Origin of the sequence: Isoptericola sp. NPDC056573 (assembly GCF_042793335.1) — a bacterium.
Lineage (GTDB): Bacteria > Actinomycetota > Actinomycetes > Actinomycetales > Cellulomonadaceae > Isoptericola.
The window spans coordinates 1-14,578 of the sequence record NZ_JBHTUY010000023.1 but is presented as its reverse complement, the minus strand read 5'-3'; the positions used below and the strand labels follow the sequence as shown (position 1 = coordinate 14,578).

13 protein-coding genes are annotated in these 14,578 nt (G+C 73.9%); 1 reads left to right on the top strand and 12 read right to left on the bottom strand.

Annotation, left to right across the window (positions count from 1 at the left end):
* Positions 1-125 precede the first annotated feature (125 nt).
* The 5 genes from metK to mihF form a co-directional block, all read right to left on the bottom strand.
* Positions 126-1,343, bottom strand: coding sequence for a methionine adenosyltransferase (gene metK / locus ACFQ8E_RS21685; RefSeq protein WP_430552639.1), 1,218 nt, complete (start codon positions 1,341-1,343; stop codon positions 126-128).
* Between the two features lie 76 nt (positions 1,344-1,419).
* On the bottom strand, positions 1,420-2,667 hold the full coding sequence (coaBC, locus tag ACFQ8E_RS21680; protein ID WP_430552638.1) for a bifunctional phosphopantothenoylcysteine decarboxylase/phosphopantothenate--cysteine ligase CoaBC: 1,248 nt from the start codon (positions 2,665-2,667) through the stop codon (positions 1,420-1,422).
* Positions 2,668-2,722: 55 nt separating this feature from the next.
* Positions 2,723-3,040: a DNA-directed RNA polymerase subunit omega gene (gene rpoZ, locus ACFQ8E_RS21675; protein WP_430552637.1), complete on the bottom strand. Its 318-nt coding sequence runs from the start codon at positions 3,038-3,040 to the stop codon at positions 2,723-2,725.
* A 79-nt stretch (positions 3,041-3,119) separates the two neighbouring features.
* Complete coding sequence (gmk, locus tag ACFQ8E_RS21670) at positions 3,120-3,776, bottom strand: guanylate kinase (RefSeq protein ID WP_430552636.1); 657 nt, start codon at positions 3,774-3,776, stop codon at positions 3,120-3,122.
* 76 nt (positions 3,777-3,852) lie between these two features.
* Positions 3,853-4,164: an integration host factor, actinobacterial type gene (mihF, locus tag ACFQ8E_RS21665; protein ID WP_380323750.1), complete on the bottom strand. Its 312-nt coding sequence runs from the start codon at positions 4,162-4,164 to the stop codon at positions 3,853-3,855.
* A 207-nt stretch (positions 4,165-4,371) separates the two neighbouring features.
* Between mihF and ACFQ8E_RS21660 the strand changes: the two genes are divergently transcribed.
* Positions 4,372-5,157 carry a class I SAM-dependent DNA methyltransferase gene (locus tag ACFQ8E_RS21660; RefSeq protein WP_430552635.1) on the top strand — a complete coding sequence of 262 codons (786 nt, stop codon included), beginning with the start codon at positions 4,372-4,374 and terminating at the stop codon, positions 5,155-5,157.
* A gap of 66 nt (positions 5,158-5,223) precedes the next feature.
* On the opposite strand, the gene pyrF is transcribed toward ACFQ8E_RS21660, so the two are convergent.
* Genes pyrF through pyrR form a run of 7 tightly spaced genes read right to left on the bottom strand, consistent with a single transcriptional unit; the run spans position 5,224 to position 14,334 of the window.
* Positions 5,224-6,093 (bottom strand): orotidine-5'-phosphate decarboxylase, encoded by an 870-nt coding sequence (pyrF, locus tag ACFQ8E_RS21655; RefSeq protein ID WP_430552634.1) that lies wholly within the window; start codon positions 6,091-6,093, stop codon positions 5,224-5,226.
* Positions 6,090-9,464 (bottom strand): carbamoyl-phosphate synthase large subunit, encoded by a 3,375-nt coding sequence (gene carB, locus ACFQ8E_RS21650; RefSeq protein WP_430552633.1) that lies wholly within the window; start codon positions 9,462-9,464, stop codon positions 6,090-6,092. The genes pyrF and carB overlap by 4 nt, the downstream gene beginning before the upstream one ends.
* Positions 9,464-10,798 (bottom strand): glutamine-hydrolyzing carbamoyl-phosphate synthase small subunit, encoded by a 1,335-nt coding sequence (gene carA / locus ACFQ8E_RS21645; RefSeq protein WP_430552632.1) that lies wholly within the window; start codon positions 10,796-10,798, stop codon positions 9,464-9,466. Before carA ends, carB begins: the two co-directional genes overlap by 1 nt.
* Positions 10,795-11,325, bottom strand: a complete 531-nt coding sequence (locus ACFQ8E_RS21640; protein ID WP_430552631.1) for a hypothetical protein — start codon at positions 11,323-11,325, stop codon at positions 10,795-10,797. The genes carA and ACFQ8E_RS21640 overlap by 4 nt, the downstream gene beginning before the upstream one ends.
* 8 nt (positions 11,326-11,333) lie before the next feature.
* Complete coding sequence (locus tag ACFQ8E_RS21635) at positions 11,334-12,671, bottom strand: dihydroorotase (RefSeq protein WP_430552630.1); 1,338 nt, start codon at positions 12,669-12,671, stop codon at positions 11,334-11,336.
* Complete coding sequence (locus ACFQ8E_RS21630; protein WP_430552629.1) at positions 12,668-13,726, bottom strand: aspartate carbamoyltransferase catalytic subunit; 1,059 nt, start codon at positions 13,724-13,726, stop codon at positions 12,668-12,670. The genes ACFQ8E_RS21635 and ACFQ8E_RS21630 overlap by 4 nt, the downstream gene beginning before the upstream one ends.
* On the bottom strand, positions 13,723-14,334 hold the full coding sequence (pyrR, locus tag ACFQ8E_RS21625) for a bifunctional pyr operon transcriptional regulator/uracil phosphoribosyltransferase PyrR (RefSeq protein ID WP_430552640.1): 612 nt from the start codon (positions 14,332-14,334) through the stop codon (positions 13,723-13,725). The genes ACFQ8E_RS21630 and pyrR overlap by 4 nt, the downstream gene beginning before the upstream one ends.
* Positions 14,335-14,578 lie beyond the last annotated feature (244 nt).

The window sequence follows — 14,578 nt, the reverse complement described above, 5'->3', positions numbered from 1 at the left end:
GGCAAGGCTCCTGCGCGCGGACGTATCCCTCCCGAAGTGGAGGGCGCCCTGGCGCCCGTGAACGCGTCCGCGCGCAGGAGCCTTGCCACCACGCGGCCGCGCCCCAGGGACGCGAGCACGACAGATCAGACCGCAGCCCGCAACGCCTCGACGCGGTCCGTGCGCTCCCACGTGAACCCGGGCAGCTCGCGGCCGAAGTGCCCGTAGGTGGCCGTCGCGGCGTACACGGGGCGCAGCAGGTCGAGGTCGCGGATGATCGCCGCGGGGCGCAGGTCGAACACGGACTCGATGGCGGCGGCGATCCGCTCGGTCGGCACGGTCTCGGTGCCGAAGGTCTCGACGTAGAGCCCCACCGGGTGGGCCTTGCCGATCGCGTACGCGACCTGCACCTCGCACCGGCGCGCCAGCCCGGCCGCGACGACGTTCTTCGCGACCCAGCGCATCGCGTACGCGGCGGACCGGTCCACCTTCGACGGGTCCTTGCCGGAGAACGCGCCGCCGCCGTGGCGCGCCATGCCGCCGTAGGTGTCGACGATGATCTTGCGGCCGGTGAGTCCCGCGTCTCCCTGCGGCCCGCCGACGACGAACTTGCCGGTCGGGTTGACGATGAGGCGCGCGTGGGACGTCTCGACGCCGGTCTCCTGGGCCACCTGGGCCAGCACGGGGGCGATGACGACGTCGGCGACCTCGCGCTGCAGCTTCTCCTGCACGATGTCGGCGTCGTGCTGCGTGGACAGCACGACGGTGTCGATCCGCACCGGCCGGTCGCCGTCGTACGCGACCGTCACCTGGGTCTTGCCGTCGGGGCGCAGCCCGGGCAGCTCCCCCGACCGGCGCACGGCCGACAGGCGCTCGGCGAGCCGGTGCGACGTCCAGATGGGCAGCGGCATCAGGGACGGGGTCTCGTCCGTGGCGTACCCGAACATGAGGCCCTGGTCGCCGGCGCCCTGCGCGTCGAGGGGGTCGCGGTCGAGGCCCGGACCGGAGGCGTCGTCGCGCTCCTCCAGGCTCTTGTCGACGCCCTGCGCGATGTCGGGCGACTGCTGCCCGATCGACACGGACACGCCGCAGGAGTCGCCGTCGAACCCGATCGCCGACGAGGTGTAGCCGATGCGGCGCACCACCTCGCGCACGATCTGCGGGATCTCGACGTACGCGTCCGTGGTGACCTCGCCCGCCACGTGCACGAGCCCCGTGGTCACCATCGTCTCCACCGCCACGCGCGAGCGGGGGTCCTGCGCCAGCAGCGCGTCCAGGATCGCGTCGGAGATCTGGTCGCACACCTTGTCCGGGTGGCCCTCGGTCACGGACTCGGACGTGAAGAGGCGCAGCGCATCGGTCATGGCGGACAGCCTACGGGCAGCGGGGCGCCCGACCAGGCCCTCGCGGCAGGAAATGTCTCACATGCTGGGGTGAATCTCAGATGCCGGGCAACGTCTTCGTCACGACGTCCCAGATGGCGTCGGCGACCTCGCGCTTCGATCCCGCGGCCTCGGTCACGACATCGCCGGTGCCGTCGAGCACCGTCACGGCGTTGGTGGGGGCGCCGAAGCCGCGCCCGGAGCCGACCGCGTTCACCGCGAGCAGGTCCGCGCCCTTGCGCAGGGCCTTGCGGCGCCCGTGCTCGAGCACGGAGCCGTCGGCGTCGCCCGTCTCGGCCGCGAAGCCGACGACGAGCTGGCCCGGGCGCAGCCGGTCGTGCGCGAGCTCGGCGAGCACGTCGGGGTTCTCCACGAGCGTGATCGGCGCCGGGCCCGAACCCGGCACCTTCTTGATCTTGGCGTCCGGCACGTCGGCCGGGCGGAAGTCGGCGACCGCCGCGGCCATCACGACGACGTCCGCGTCCGAGGCGCCCGCGCGCACCGCGTCGCGCAGCTCGGCCGTGGTCTCCACCGGCACGACGACGACGCCCGCCGCACGCGCGGCCTCGCACACGGCGTCGTCCAGGTTCGCGGCCACGAGCGTGACGTGGGCGCCGCGGGCGCGCGCGGCCTCCGCCAGCGCGGCGCCCTGGCGCCCGCTGGACCGGTTGCCGATGAAGCGCACGGGGTCGATCGGCTCGCGGGTGCCGCCCGCGGAGACGACGACGGTGCGGCCCGACAGGTCCCCGTGGTGCCCGCCCACGGGCTCCGCGGCGCCCGCACCCGTCGCGGCCGCGAGGGCCACGCGGGCGATCTCCTCCGGCTCGGGCAGCCGCCCCGGCCCGGTGTCCGCGCCGGTGAGGCGGCCGCTCGCCGGCTCGATCACCGTGACGCCGCGCTCGCGCAGCGTCGCCACGTTCGCGCGCGTGGCGGGGTGCTCCCACATCTCGGTGTGCATCGCGGGGGCCATCACGACCGGGCAGCGTGCGGTGAGGAGCGTCGAGGTGAGGAGGTCGTCGGCTCGGCCGGTCGCCGCCCGGGCGAGCAGGTCGGCCGTCGCGGGTGCGACGACGACGAGGTCGGCGCCCTGGCCGAGCGCCACGTGCGGGACGTGCGCGACGTCCTCGAAGACCTCGTCCGTGACGGGCTCGCCGGACAGCGCCTCGAACGTCGGCGCGCCGACGAAGCGCAGGGCGGACGCGGTCGGGACGACCCGGACCGTGTGCCCCTCCTCGCGCAGCAGCCGCAGCAGCAGCACGGCCTTGTACGCGGCGATGCCGCCGCTGACGCCGAGCAGGATCCTCATCGCGCGCTACCTCGTCGCCGCAGGGTGACGCCGGTCGCCGACCGGCGTCAGGCCGTCAGAAGGTGATCTCGTCGCCGGGCTCGACGACCGGCTCCGCGGCGGCCGCGGGCTTCTCCTCGACCGGCGTCGAGGTGAGCAGGCCCTCGTTGATCTCGCGCATGGCGATGGAGAGCGGCTTCTCCTGGTTGCGGGTCTCGACGAGCGGGCCCACGTTCTCCAGCAGGCCCTCGTTGAGCTGCGAGTAGTAGGCGTTGATCTGACGGGCGCGCTGGGACGCGTACAGCACGAGGCCGTACTTCGAGTCGGTGCGCTCGAGCAGCTCGTCGATGGGCGGGTCGGTGATGCCGATGGGCTGGGCCACGGTTCCGGCCATGGGTCACACTCCAGACAAACGTTGAGACAAAGTTCGGTGACGGGTTCGCTGACAGCCGCGGTGACGAGACGTCAGGGGGTCAGCGGTCCATCCTACCCGCGCTCGGGCCCGGACCCCCAAGCCCGGCGTCCTCCAGCGCGACCCGGGGTGCGGCGGACGTCACGCCCATGACCCGCGCGAGCCGGTCCGTGGCGTGGGTGACGTCGTCGTTGACGATCGTCACGTCGAACTCGGCCTCGGCGGCGAGCTCCGTCCGCGCCGTGCGCAGGCGCCGCTCGCGCTCCTCGGCGTCCTCCGTGCCACGGCCCACCAGACGCCGCACCAGCTCGTCGAAGCTCGGCGGGGCGAGGAAGACGAACTGCGCGGCGAGGCCCATCGCCGTGACGGCCTCCCGTACCTGCCGCGCCCCCTGCAGGTCGATCTCCAGCAGGGTGGGCACGCCGGCGGCGAGGTGCTCCTCGACCGGGCCGCGGGGCGTGCCGTACCGGTGCCGGCCGTGCACCACCGCCCACTCGAGCATCTGCCCCTCGGCGACCATCCGGTCGAAATCCTCGGGCGACACGAACAGGTAGTGCACGCCGTGCACCTCACCGGGGCGCGGCGGCCGCGTCGTCGCCGACACGGACAGCCACACCTGCGGGTAGCGTGCGCGGACGTCGGCCGAGACCGTGCCCTTGCCGACGGCCGTCGGACCGGCGAGCACGGTCAGGCGGGCCGGCGTCGCTCCCGCGGGCACGGCGACAGGTGTGCTGTCGGGTGCGGTGACGAGGGAGTCCTGCGATGCCGGACGGCCGGCGGGTGGTGCGGAAATGTCAGCCAAACCTCTCGATGAGCGCCGAAGCCTGGTGCGGCCCGAGGCCGCGGACCCGGCGGGTCTCGGCGATCCCGATCTCCTCCATGATCGCCCGGGCCTTCACCTTACCGACCCCAGGGAGCGACTCGAGCAGCGAGACCACCTTGAGCTTGCCCACGACGTCATCCTTCTGCCCCTGCTCGATCACGTCCTTGAGGGAGCCCTGGGAGTACTTCAACCTGTTCTTGATCTCCGCGCGGACGCGCCGAGCCTCGGCCGCCTTCTCGAGGGCCGCAGCACGCTGTTCCGGGGTGAGAGGGGGGAGAGCCACGCAAGTCACCTACTCTGTCGGTCCGCCTGTTGAGGGAACTGCTCCCTCGAAAGTAGCCACGACCTGCGAAGGCGGCAATCCGTAGCGCAGGACGGATCGCCGCGCGACCGGGAGGAAAGCGGCATTCGGGTCACGACATCGTCGCAGGTCGCGCGCCTGCCCGGAAAAGACTCCTGCTGCCCGTGCGCCGCGGCCTACGGTCGGGTCATGCCGACCGACCCCCACGCGACCCCGGACGCCGCCGACGACGGGTGGTTCCCCGAGAGCGTCGCCGCCTCCTCCGACGCCTCGTCCGACGACGAGTTCGACCCGGCGGTCGTCGAGCGCACGGTCGACGTGCTCGCCGACCTGGCGGGCGACGGCGCCGCCCTCGAGCTCGCGGTCGGCACCGGCCGCCTCGCCGCGCCGCTCGCCCTGCGCGGCGTGCCCGTGCACGGCATCGAGCTGTCCCGGGCGATGGCGGCGCGCGTCGCGGACAAGCCGGGCGGCGACCTCGTCGAGGTGACGATCGGTGACATGACGAGCGCCCGCGTGCCCGGCGAGTTCGCCGTCGCGTACCTCGTCTTCAACACCATCGGGAACGTCACGACGCAGGACGGCCAGGTGGACTGCTTCCGCACCGCCGCGGCCCACCTGCGCCCCGGCGGGTACTTCGTCGTCGAGGTCGGGGTGCCGCCCCTGCGACGCATGCCGCCCGGGCAGGACACCGTGCCGTTCACCGTCGCGCCGGACGCGGCGGGCGGCGGCTACGTGGGCTTCGACCGGCTCGACGTGGTCACCCAGCGGTTCACGTCGAACCACGTGACCGTCGGGCCCGACGGCTCCGGCCGGTTCCGGTGGTTGCCGTTCCGGTACGTGTGGCCGGCCGAGCTGGACCTCATGGCGCGCCTCGCGGGGATGCGCCTGGTGCACCGCTGGGAGGGCTGGGACCGCACGCCGTTCACCGCCGACAGCGAGCGGCACGTGTCCGTGTGGCAGCTCGCCGCGGTCTGACCCGCCCGGGAACGACGAAGGGCCCGCCCCCGTCAGGGTGCGGGCCCTTCGCACGGACGGGCGGCGTCAGGGGCGCAGCGCCGCCCGGGCGTCCGCGACGGCCGACGCCGCGGCGGCGCGCAGCCCGTCGGCGTCGGGCCCCGCGGCGAGGACGCCCCGGGAGGACGACGCGAGCACCTGGCGGCGGGCGTCCCCGAAGGCCGAGGCGAGCTCCCGCTCCCCCGCGCCCTGCGCGCCCACGCCGGGCGCCAGCAGCGGACCGTGCACGGCCACGAGGTCCGTCCCGGTCTCCCGGGCGGCGTCACCGACGGTGGCGCCCACGACGAGGCCGACCGAGCCCATCGGCAGCCCCTCGGCGACGGCGCCGGCGTTCAGCACGGCCGCCTGGGCGGCGACCGACGCCGCGACGCTCACGCCGTCGGGCCCGACGGCGTGCTGCACCTCGTGCCCCTCCTTGTTGGAGGTGAGGCACAGCACGAAGATCCCGCGCCCGGTGCGGGCGGCCAGCTCGGCCGCCGGCGCCAGCGAGCCGAAGCCCAGGTACGGCGACACCGTGACCGCGTCGCCCGCGAGCGGGGAGCCGTCGGCCAGGAACGCGTCGGCGTACGCGCCCATCGTCGAGCCGATGTCGCCGCGCTTGGCGTCGACGACCGTCAGCGTGCCGACGGCCCGCGACGCGGCGATCACGTCCTCCAGCGCGGCGACGCCGGCCGAGCCGTGCCGCTCGAAGAACGCGGCCTGCGGCTTGAAGGCCGCCACGCGCCCGCCGAGCGCGTCCACCACGCGCAGCCCGAACTCGCGCACCCCGGCGGCGTCGTCGCCCAGACCCCACGTCGCCAGCAGCGACGCGTGCGGGTCGATGCCCACGCACAGCGGCCCGTGGGCGTCCATCGCCGCGGCGAGCCGCGCGCCGAACGGCACCGGCGCGGCGCTCATGCCGACACCGCCGCCGTCGTCCCGACCCCGAGCCGCTCGTGCGTCGCGGCCGTGTGCTCCTGCAGGCTCGCGACGTCGAACGGGCCGCCGCGGACCGCCTCGATGCCCTGCACCGCCGCGGCGAGCTGGTCGACGGTGGTGATCATCGGCTTGTCGGCCGCCGTCGTCGCCGCGCGGATCTCGTAGCCGTCGGCGCGCGCGCCCTGGCCGGACGGCGAGTTCACCACGAGGTCGACCTCGCCGTCGGTGATGAGGTCCACGATCGTGGGCTCGCCGTCGGCGCCACGGCCCTGGGAGAACTTGCGCACCACCGTGCTGCCGATGCCGTTGCGGCGCAGCACCTGCGCCGTGCCGGACGTCGCGAGCACCTCGAACCCCAGCTCCGCGAGGCGCTTCACCGGGAAGACGATCGAGCGCTTGTCCCGGTCCGCGACGGAGACGAACACCCGGCCCGCGGTGGGCAGCCCGCCGAACGCGGCGGCCTGCGACTTCGCGAAGGCGTGCGGGAAGTCCTTGTCGAAGCCCATGACCTCGCCGGTGGAGCGCATCTCCGGACCGAGCACCGTGTCGACGACCTGGCCCTCGGCGGTGCGGAACCGCTTGAACGGCAGCACGGCCTCCTTGACGGCCATCGGTGCCCCGAGGTCGAGCGTCCCGCCGTCGCCCTCGGCGGGCAGGACGCCCGCCGCGCGCAGCTCGGCGATCGACTCGCCGACCATGACCCGGGCCGCCGCCTTGGACAGCGAGGTCCCCGTCGCCTTAGACACGAACGGGACGGTGCGCGACGCGCGCGGGTTGGCCTCGAGCACGTACAGGACGTCCGAGACGAGCGCGTACTGCACGTTGAGCAGGCCGCGCACGCCGACGCCCTTCGCGATCGCCTCGGTCGAGCGGCGGATGCGCTCGATCTCGGCCGTCGAGAGGGACACGGGGGGCAGCACGCAGGCCGAGTCGCCCGAGTGGATGCCGGCCTCCTCGATGTGCTCCATGACGCCGCCGAGGAACATCTCCTCGCCGTCGTACAGGGCGTCGACGTCGATCTCCATCGCGTCGTCGAGGAAGCGGTCGATGAGCAGCGGCGCCGGCAGCAGGCCGCCCGCCGTGCGCTCGTCCGCGGCCGCCGCCTCGAGAGCCCGCTCCACGTACTCGGTGAGCTGCTCGGCGGAGTAGACGATCTCCATGCCGCGGCCGCCCAGCACGTACGACGGGCGCACCAGGACGGGGTAGCCGATGGTCTCGGCGACCTCGCGCGCCTGGCCCAGCGAGCGGGCGGTACCGAACGCGGGGGCCGGAAGGCCGGCGTCGAGCAGGACCTGGCCGAAGATGCCGCGGTCCTCGGCGGCGTCGATGGCCTCGGGCGACGTGCCGAGGATCGGCACGCCGGCGTCCGCGAGGCGCTGCGCGAGTGCGAGCGGCGTCTGCCCGCCGAGCTGCACGATGACGCCCTTGACGGGGCCCGCGGCGAGCTCGGCCTCGTAGACCTCGAGCACGTCCTCGAACGTCAGCGGCTCGAAGTAGAGACGGTCCGAGGTGTCGTAGTCCGTCGAGACGGTCTCCGGGTTGCAGTTGACCATGACCGTCTCGTAGCGCTCGGAGAGGGTCAGGGCGGCGTGCACGCACGAGTAGTCGAACTCGATGCCCTGGCCGATCCGGTTCGGGCCCGACCCGAGGATGATCACGGCCTCGCGCTCGCGGGGCGCCACCTCGGTCTCCTCGTCGTAGGACGAGTAGTGGTACGGCGTGCGGGCCGCGAACTCGGCGGCGCAGGTGTCGACCGTCTTGTAGACGGGCCGGACGCCGAGCGCCCGTCGGACCTCGCGGACGGTGGCCTCCCCCGCCGGACCCATGCCGCGCAGGCGCGCGACCTGCACGTCGGACAGACCGTGCCGCTTGGCGCGGCGCAGCACGTCCTCGGTGAGGGTCGGGCCGGCGGCCACCTCCGCGGCGACCTCGTTCATGAGCAGGATCTGGTCGAGGAACCAGGGGTCGATCTTCGTCGCGTCGAAGACCGCCTCGAGCGTCGTGTGCCCGGCGACGACCGCACGCAGCGCCTGCTGCACGCCGACCATGCGGTGCTCCGTGGGGCGCACGATCTCGGCGAGCAGCTGGTCCAGCTCCGCCCCGGACGGCGCGGCGCCGTCCCAGTGGAACGCGACGCCGCCCTTGTCGATCGAGCGCAGGGCCTTGCCGAGGGCCTCGGTGAAGTTGCGGCCCAGCGCCATGGCCTCGCCGACCGACTTCATGGTCGTGGTGAGCGTCGGGTCCGCGGCCGGGAACTTCTCGAAGGCGAAGCGGGGCACCTTGACGACGACGTAGTCGAGCGTGGGCTCGAAGCTCGCCGGCGTGACGCGCGTGATGTCGTTCGGGATCTCGTCGAGCGTGTAGCCCACGGCGAGCTTGGCCGCGATCTTCGCGATCGGGAAGCCCGTCGCCTTCGACGCGAGGGCCGAGGAGCGCGACACGCGCGGGTTCATCTCGATGACGATGATGCGCCCGGTGTCCGGGTCGACGGCGAACTGGATGTTGCAGCCGCCCGTGTCGACGCCGACCTCGCGGATGACGGCGATGCCGATGTCGCGCAGCTTCTGGTACTCGCGGTCGGTGAGCGTCATCGCGGGCGCCACCGTGACGGAGTCGCCGGTGTGCACGCCGACCGGGTCGACGTTCTCGATCGAACAGACGACCACGACGTTGTCGTCCTTGTCCCGCATGAGCTCGAGCTCGTACTCCTTCCAGCCGAGGATGGACTCCTCCAGGAGCACCTCGGTGGTCGGCGAGTAGTGCAGGCCCTGCCCGACGATGCGGCGCAGCTCGCGCTCGTCGTACGCGAAGCCGGAGCCGAGGCCGCCCATGGTGAACGACGGGCGCACGACCATCGGGTAGCCGAGGTCCGCGGAGGCCGCGACCGCCTCGTCCACGGTGTGCACGATGACGGAGCGGGCGGACTCGCCGCCGCACTTGGCGACGACGTCCTTGAACTGCTGGCGGTCCTCGCCCTTCTGGATGGCGGGGATGTTCGCGCCGATCAGCTCGACGTCGTACTGCTCCAGGACGCCGGCCTCGTCGAGCGCGATGGCCGCGTTGAGCGCCGTCTGGCCGCCCAGGGTGGGCAGCAGGGCGTCGGGACGCTCCTTGGCGATGATCGTGGTGAGGACCTCGGTGGTGATCGGCTCGACGTACGTGGCGTCGGCGAACTCCGGGTCGGTCATGATCGTGGCCGGGTTCGAGTTCACGAGGATGACCCGCAGGCCCTCCTCCCGGAGCACGCGGCAGGCCTGCGTGCCGGAGTAGTCGAACTCGCAGGCCTGGCCGATGACGATCGGGCCGGAGCCGATGACCAGGACGGAGGAGAGGTCGGAACGGCGGGGCATCAGTTCTCCTTCAGCGCGGCCAGCGTGGCGGCGGGGACGGTCACGGGCTCGCGGCTCGTCATGAGCTCGACGAAGCGGTCGAAGAGGTAGGCGCTGTCGTGCGGGCCGGCGGCGGCCTCGGGGTGGTACTGCACGGAGAAGGCCGGCACGTCGAGCGCGGTCAGCCCCTCGACCACCTGGTCGTTGAGGCCGACGTGGGACACGATGACGCGTCCGTAGGCGCGGCCGTCGGTGCGCTCGGCGTCGTGCGGCGCCCTCGACACCGCGTCGAGGGGCGCGTCGACGGCGAACCCGTGGTTGTGCGCGGTGACCTCGACCTTGCCGGTGGTGCGGTCCATGACGGGCTGGTTGATGCCGCGGTGGCCGTACCCGAGCTTGTAGGTGCCGTAGCCGAGCGCGCGGCCCAGCAGCTGGTTGCCGAAGCAGATGCCGAAGAACGGGATGCCGCGGTCCAGCACCCCGCGCAGGAGCTCGATCTCGTGCGTGGCCGACGACGGGTCGCCGGGTCCGTTCGAGAAGAACACGCCCGTGGGCGAGCCGTCGGTCGGCAGCAGGGCCTCGATGTCGGCGATCGTGGCCGACTGGGGCACGACGTGCACGCGCACGCCCCGCTGCGCGAGACGCGCGGGGGTCATGGCCTTGATGCCGAGGTCGACGGCGACGACGGTCGCGAGCGGGGCCTGCCCGGCGAACTCGCCCGACGGCTCGACGACGTACGCCTCGTCGGTCGTGACCTCCGGGGACAGGTTGGCGCCCGCCATCTGCGGGGAGGCCTGCACCTCGGCGACCAGCTCGGGCAGCGACCGCTCCACGAACGTGCCGGGGGCGACCTCGCGCACGAGCGCGTCGCCGGAGAAGATCCCGGCGCGCATGACGCCCAGCTCGCGCAGGTGGCGCGTGAGCTTGCGGGTGTCGACGTCGCTGATGCCCACGACCCCCTGGGCGGCGAGCTCCTCCTCGAGGGAGCGGTCCGCGCGCCAGGAGGACACGCGGCGCGCGGGGTCGCGCAGCACGTAGCCGGCGACCCAGATCTTGCCGGACTCCGGGTCCTCGTCGTTGATGCCGGTGTTCCCGACGTGCGGGGCCGTCATCACGACGATCTGCCGGTGGTACGAGGGGTCGGTGAGGGTCTCCTGGTAGCCGGTCATGCCGGTGGAGAACACGATCTCGCCGAAGGTCGCGCCGCGGGCCCCGTAGGCGCGGCCGCGGGCGACCGTGCCGTCCTCGAGGACGAGGAGTGCCGCGTGCGGCGCGGGCGCGGTGCCCGGCCCGGAGCTGGGTACCGGGCTCGGTGCCGGGCTCGATACAGGGCTGGTCAGGGAGCTGGAGGTCACTGCTCGTCCTTCGGTGCGGGGGCGGAGGTCATGAGGTGGCGCACGGCGTCGACCAGGCGGGAGCGGTCGGGCGCGAGGCGGGTGCGCAGGCCGGTGTCGAGGGCGACGGCGGGCACGCCGTCCGCCTCCGGGTCCTCCCAGGTGACGACGACCAGGCCGTCGGCGCCGACGTACTTGCCGGCCATGCCGGGGGCGAGGCCGACGCCGCGCAGGGCGGCCACGGGGGCGAACACGTCCGGGGCGCCGTCGCGCTCGACGAGCACGCCGGCGTCGTGCACGGACACGTGGGCGGTGGAGCGGTCGCCGAGGTGGTGCGCGCCGACGCGGGCCAGCCAGTCCCCCGCGAGCGTGGAGGAGACGTAGGTGGCGTCGAGGGGGCCCAGACGCAGGGCGCCGAGGTCCTCGGGCACGGCAGGGGGCACGGGGACGGTGCCGCGGGTGCGGGCGGCGAGCCGGCGCCGGCCCGTGAGGATCACGAGCAGGAGCAGGACGCCGATCACGACCCAGATCCCGACGGCCACGGGCATGGGGAGGTTCATCGTGCGCCCCCGAGCCCGACCACCGGCGCGGCGACCGGGGCGCCGTCCAGCACCGTGGCGCGGCCGCGCAGGAACGTCGCCACGACGCGGCCGGGCAGCTCCCGCCCGGCGAAGGGCGTGTTGCCGCTCGCGGTGGCCTGCGCGGCCCCGTCGACCGTCCGGGCGGCGGCCGGGTCGACCAGCGTGAGGTTGGCGGGCTCGCCCACCGCGACCGGGCGGCCGTGATCGGTGACCCGGCCGATCCGGGCGGGGTTGGTCGACAGGACGCGCGCGACGTCGGCCCAGGTGAGGCGGCCGGTGTCGACCATGGTCTGCTGCACGACCGACAGGGCGGTCTCCAGCCCGGTCATGCCGAACGCGGCGGCGCCCCACTCGCAGTCCTTGTCCTCGCGGGTGTGCGGGGCGTGGTCGGTGGCGACGATGTCGATGGTGCCGTCGGCGAGGCCGGCGCGCACCGCCTCGACGTCCTCGGCCGTGCGCAGCGGGGGGTTCACCTTGTACGTGGGGTCGTACGTGCGGGCGAGCTCGTCCGTGAGGATCAGGTGGTGCGGCGTCACCTCGGCGGTGACGTCGATGCCGCGGCCCTTGGCCCACCGGACGATCTCGACGGACCCGGCGGTGGACAGGTGGCACACGTGCAGCCGTGAGCCGACGTGCTCGGCGAGCAGCACGTCGCGGGCGATGATCGCCTCCTCGGCGACCGCGGGCCACCCCGCCAGCCCGATCTCGGCGGACACGACGCCCTCGTTCATCTGGGCGCCCTCGGTGAGGCGAGGCTCCTGCGCGTGCTGCGCGACGACGCCGTCGAACGCCTTGACGTACTCCAGCGCGCGACGCATGAGGATCGGGTCGTGCACGCACTTGCCGTCGTCGGAGAAGACCCGCACGCGGGCGGCGGAGTCGGCCATCGCGCCGAGCTCGGCGAGGCGCTCGCCGCCGAGGCCCACGGTGACGGCACCGACCGGGTGCACGTCGACCCAGCCGGCCTCCTGTCCCAGGCGCCACACCTGCTCGACGACGCCGGCGGTGTCGGCGACCGGCGAGGTGTTCGCCATGGCGTGCACCGCGGTGAAGCCGCCGGCCGCCGCGGCACGGGTGCCGGACGCGACCGTCTCGGCGTCCTCGCGGCCCGGCTCGCGCAGGTGCGTGTGCAGATCGACCAGGCCGGGCAGCAGGACGTGCCCGTCGGCGGCGACCTCCACGACGTCGTCGCCGGCGGGGACGTCGGCGGCGCCGGGGGCCGTCACCTGGGTGATCACGCCGCCGGAGAGGACGACGTCGGCGGGCTCGCCGCCGAGGGGACGGGCCCCGCGCAGCACATAGGTCGTGGTCACAGGGCGGTCCCTTCGGTGGTGCTCGAGACAGGGGCGGGCAGAGATGTGGGCACAGGAGCGGGCACGGAGGCGGACGAGGAGGTGCCGGACAGCAGCAGGTAGAGCGCGGCCATGCGCACCGCGACGCCGTTGGCGACCTGCTCGACGATGACGGCGCGCTCGGAGTCGGCCGCCTCGGCGGAGATCTCCAGGCCGCGGTTCATCGGGCCCGGGTGCATGACGATCGAGTGCGCGGGCAGCAGCGCCAGGCGGCGGCCGTCGAGGCCGAAGTAGCGGGTGTACTCCAGCGGGCTCGGAAAGAACGCGCCCGCGCCCCCGGACATCCGCTCGCGCTGCACGCGGAGCATCATCACGGCGTCCGGCTGCCAGTCGGCGAGCGTGGCGTCCAGGTCGTAGGACGTCCGGCAGGGCCACGACTCGACCCCGACCGGCAGCAGCGTGGGCGGCGAGACGAGCGTCACCTCGGCGCCGAGCGTGCGCAGCAGCCACACGTTGGCGCGGGCGACGCGCGAGTGCAGGACGTCGCCCACGATCGCGACCTTGACGCCCGCGAGGTCGGCGCCGACGCCGTCGTCCCCTCCGCGGCGCAGGCCGCCGCCGTGGCCGCCGAGGTGGCGGCGGATCGTGTAGGCGTCGAGCAGCGCCTGCGTGGGGTGCATGTGCGTGCCGTCGCCGGCGTTGAGCACGGCCGCGTCGAGCCAGCCGGCGTGCGCAAGCTGGTACGGGGCTCCCGAGGCCCAGTGCCGCACCACCACGGCGTCGGCGCCCATGGCGTGCAGGGTGAGCGCGGTGTCCTTGAGGGACTCGCCCTTGGAGACGCTCGACCCCTTGGCCGAGAAGTTGATGACGTCCGCGGACAGCCGCTTGGCGGCCGTCTCGAACGAGATGCGGGTACGCGTGGAGTCCTCGAAGAACAGGTTCACCACGGTGCGACCGCGCAGCGTCGGCAGCTTCTTGATCTCGCGGGACTGCGTCGCGGCCATCTGCGCGGCGGTGTCGAGGAGCTCGATCGCCTCGTCCTTGGCCAGGTCCGCGGTGGAGAGCAGGTGCCTCATCGCTCGCCCCCCTCGCCCGGGGTCGCGGCGCCGGGCTCCCGGCCGCTGATCACCACGGCGTCCGAGCCGTCCACCTCCGCGAGCAGCACGCGCACCCGCTCCGTCTGGGCGGTGGGGAGGTTCTTGCCCACGAAGTCGGGGCGGATCGGCAGCTCGCGGTGACCGCGGTCCACCAGGCACGCGAGGCGCACCGCCTGCGGTCGGCCGAGGTCGCCGATGGCGTCGAGCGCGGCACGGATCGTGCGGCCGGAGAAGAGGACGTCGTCGACCAGGACGACGGTCTTGCCCTCGATCCCGGCCGCGGGCAGCCGCGTGACGCCGACCGCACGGGTGGGCTGGCGGCGCAGGTCGTCGCGGTACATCGTGACGTCCAGCTCGCCGAGGTCGCGCTCCGGGTCGAAGGCGGGGTCGATGCTCGCGAGCCGCTGCGCGAGGCGGGCGGCCAGGGTGACCCCGCGGGTCGGGATACCGAGCAGGACGACGTCCTGGGCTCCCTTGGCGCGCTCGACGATCTCGTGCGCGATACGGGTGAGGGCGCGGGCGACGTCGCTCGCGCCGAGCACGACGGTCCCCTCGGGGACGTCGGGCTGATCGGGTGTTCCGGGCATGCCGGTGCCAGCAGTCACTGGCGACCTCCTTCTCCGCCTCACGGGACGGTGTTAAAGGGTGTCGGTTCTCGTGCCCCTCGAGGCGGGCTCCCGGGGCGTCGTTCTGACGGCCTCCACCTTATCCCGTCGCCTCCGTGCGCCCACCGGGCGTGCCCACGATGCGGGCGCGGCGTGCGTCACACAGCCCAGGACGACGGGCCCCGAACGCCGGACAGGCGGTGGCGCACGCATCCGGGCCCGGATG